The sequence below is a fragment of the Huintestinicola sp. genome (assembly GCF_050874005.1).
In the GTDB taxonomy this organism is placed as follows: Bacteria; Bacillota; Clostridia; order Oscillospirales; family Ruminococcaceae; genus Huintestinicola.
Genome location: NZ_JBNMJV010000087.1, coordinates 1 through 3,057 on the forward strand (window position 1 = coordinate 1; position 3,057 = coordinate 3,057).

Annotated in this window: 5 protein-coding genes; all 5 read left to right on the top strand. The window is 47.1% G+C overall.

The window, feature by feature from the left end; all coding sequences use genetic code 11:
- Positions 1-457: 457 nt before the first annotated feature.
- The 5 genes from rpmG (at position 458) to rplA (ending at position 2,763) form a co-directional block, all read left to right on the top strand.
- Positions 458-607, top strand: a complete 150-nt coding sequence (gene rpmG, locus ACR0QN_RS14085; protein ID WP_178724095.1) for a 50S ribosomal protein L33 — start codon at positions 458-460, stop codon at positions 605-607.
- 15 nt (positions 608-622) lie between these two features.
- Positions 623-880: a preprotein translocase subunit SecE gene (secE, locus tag ACR0QN_RS14090; RefSeq protein WP_432651856.1), complete on the top strand. Its 258-nt coding sequence runs from the start codon at positions 623-625 to the stop codon at positions 878-880.
- A gap of 67 nt (positions 881-947) precedes the next feature.
- Positions 948-1,484 carry a transcription termination/antitermination protein NusG gene (gene nusG, locus ACR0QN_RS14095; protein WP_432651857.1) on the top strand — a complete coding sequence of 179 codons (537 nt, stop codon included), beginning with the start codon at positions 948-950 and terminating at the stop codon, positions 1,482-1,484.
- Positions 1,485-1,548: 64 nt separating this feature from the next.
- Positions 1,549-1,974 carry a 50S ribosomal protein L11 gene (gene rplK, locus ACR0QN_RS14100; RefSeq protein WP_432651858.1) on the top strand — a complete coding sequence of 142 codons (426 nt, stop codon included), beginning with the start codon at positions 1,549-1,551 and terminating at the stop codon, positions 1,972-1,974.
- Positions 1,975-2,067: 93 nt separating this feature from the next.
- A complete protein-coding gene (gene rplA, locus ACR0QN_RS14105; RefSeq protein WP_432651859.1) occupies positions 2,068-2,763 on the top strand; it encodes a 50S ribosomal protein L1 in 696 nt (231 codons plus the stop codon).
- The last annotated feature ends 294 nt before the right edge of the window (positions 2,764-3,057 follow it).

Genomic DNA, 3,057 nt, shown 5'->3' on the forward strand with positions numbered 1-3,057 from the left:
GGTTACTCCTTTTTTTTAAGAATATTCAATTATCACTTGACGGCGACGGGTAATTTGTGTTACAGTATTCATAGCGGATTTGTTGAACCTCCTGTTGCTTTTTTGATCGCAACTTAACTGTAACACAGGTTCTTTCATTTCCGCTACTCTTTTTTATGAACTTTTGTCACGTATCTATTGTAATCCTACATAAGACGTAAAAAAATGTGAAAAAAAGGCTTGACAAAAAGTTTTGAATGTGGTATTATAGTATTACCTCTTGATTGGGGTTTATTTTTTTGCGCTTTTTTACAAAAAAGGGCGTATTAAGCCCCCGGGCGGCAGGACAGGCTTTGCTGCTGAAAAACAGCTGTACAAAGCTTATCTCATTTGCCGGAGAGGGAGGCAATGGTAACGGTCGTAAGACAATTACCTAAACAACGAACGCTGCAAAGCAGCATTAACAGGAGGTGCCGATATGAGAGTAAAGGTAACATTGGCTTGCACAGAGTGCAAACAGCGCAACTACAACACTAAGAAGAACAAGAAGAACGATCCCGACAGACTTGAGATGAACAAATACTGCAAGTTCTGCAGGAAGCACACTCTCCACAGAGAGACCAAGTAAGGCGGAGGAACAGCTATGGCAGATAAAAAATCCGCACTAAAAGCAGAAAACAAAGCTGCCAAGAAAACTCAGGCTAAAAAGCCCAACAGAGTTGTGAAGTACTTCAAGGATCTGAAGAGCGAGTTCAAAAAGGTTGTATGGCCTTCAAAGAAGACCGTTATCAACAACACAGGAGCTGTGCTTGCGGCTATGATCGTAAGCGGCGTTGCTATCTGGGGACTCGATACTGCATTTGCATATCTTCTTAAAGGACTTCTTTCAATGGCAGGCTGAGACAAGGAAACTTTTTCCGAGTCATTTCTAAAGGTTTTCACCAAAAATATAAACGGAGGCAGATCATATGTCAGAAGCAGCAAGATGGTACGTTATTCACACCTATTCCGGATATGAAAACAAGGTTGCTCAGACGATCCTCAAGGTTGTTGAAAACCGTAAGCTTCACGATCTCATTCAGGAAGTCAGGGTCCCTACCGAAAAGGCTATGGAGAAAAACGACAAGGACGTCCTTCGTGAAGTTGAGCGAAAGGTTTTCCCCGGTTATGTGCTGGTGAAAATGATCTTAACCGACGACAGCTGGTACGTTGTCCGCAATACAAGAGGCGTTACGGGCTTTGTTGGCCCCGGAAGCGAGCCTGTCCCTCTCACTGAGAAGGAAGTCGCTGCGCTGGGCGTTGAGCGGGGCGTTAAGGCAGCCGAAGCTGATTTCAAGATCGGAGACAGAGTTCAGATCACCGCAGGTCCTATGGAAGGCTTCACCGGCGAGGTGAAGGACATAAACACCGAGGACGGTACTGCAGATGTTTCCGTATCTATGTTCGGCCGTGAGACCCTTGCTACCCTGGAGATAAGCCAGGTCAAGGCAGCGGACGAATATTGATCCCGAATTTCTAAATTTCTCTGCATTGTGATATGCAGCAACACGATTTATGGAGGTGTGCATTATGGCACAGAAAGTTGTTGGCTTAATTAAGCTTCAGATCGCAGCAGGTAAGGCTACACCTGCTCCCCCTGTTGGCCCTGCACTCGGTCAGCACGGTGTAAATATTATGGCATTCACCAAGGAATTCAACGAGAGAACTAAGAACGATATCGGTCTTATCATTCCTGTTGTTATCACAGTTTATGCAGACCGTTCCTTCACATTCATCACTAAGACCCCCCCTGCAGCCGTTCTTATCAAGAAGGCTATCAATCTGCAGAGCGGTTCGGGCGTTCCCAACAAGACCAAGGTAGGCAAGATCACCAAGGAGCAGATCAGAAAGATCGCTGAGACTAAGATGCCCGACCTTAACGCTTCCAGCGTTGAGTCCGCTATGAGTATGATCGCAGGTACAGCTCGTTCTATGGGCGTAGAGGTCGTTGACTGATCGAATTACGCATAAGTGGGAGGATCTAAAGCTTCCGCAGCTCCCCATATGAATTATGCCGGGAGTAATTACCACTATTAGGAGGATTATAATATGAAACACGGTAAGAAATATATCGAAAGCGCAAAGCTTGTTGACAGCACCAAGCTTTACGAAACAACAGAAGCTCTCGAGCTTGCCTGCAAGACTGCAAAGGCTAAGTTTGACGAGACTGTAGAGGTTCACGTTCGTCTCGGCGTTGACTCCCGTCACGCTGACCAGCAGGTAAGAGGCGCAGTTGTTCTTCCCAACGGTACAGGTAAGAACGTAAGAGTATGCGTATTCTGCAAAGAGGACAAGATGGAGGCTGCTAAGGCAGCAGGCGCTGAGTATGTAGGCGCTCAGGATCTCGTTGACAAGATCCTCAAGGAAAACTGGATGGATTTCGACGTTGTTATTGCGTCTCCCGATATGATGGGTCTCGTAGGCCGTCTCGGTAAGGTCCTCGGTCCCCGTGGACTTATGCCTAACCCCAAGGCAGGTACTGTTGCTCCCGACGTTGCAAAGGCTGTAACTGAGGCTAAGGCAGGTAAGATCGAGTACCGTCTCGACAAGACCAACATCATTCACTGCCCCATCGGAAAGGTTTCTTTCGGCGCTGAGAAGCTTGGCGAGAACTTTGAGACCCTTCTCGAGGCTATCGTTAAGGCTAAGCCCGCTGCTGCAAAGGGTACTTACATCAAGTCCTGCACAGTTGCTTCCACAATGGGCGTTGGTATCCCCGTTTCCACTTCCAAGTACGGTGTTTGATAACAGATACTGATAAATCCAAAAGGACGGTTCGCTTTGAGCCGTTCTTTCAGTCTGTCGAAAAAGAAACGACAATTATATAATATGCACAAACCCATACAGAAATTGCTTTGTCAAAAACGTTCCACCGGAACGTTTTTGAGGGTAAATGTGTTTGAGCGCCTTACAAGGGGAGGCGGTCGTGTCCGCCTCCCCTCGAAATGCTGTCGCATTTCTCACCCCTTGCTCCGTTTTGAAGGATAAAAGGAGATTTCGCCCTCTGCGGAGGGCGACCAAAGGGCGCCGCCCTTTGGA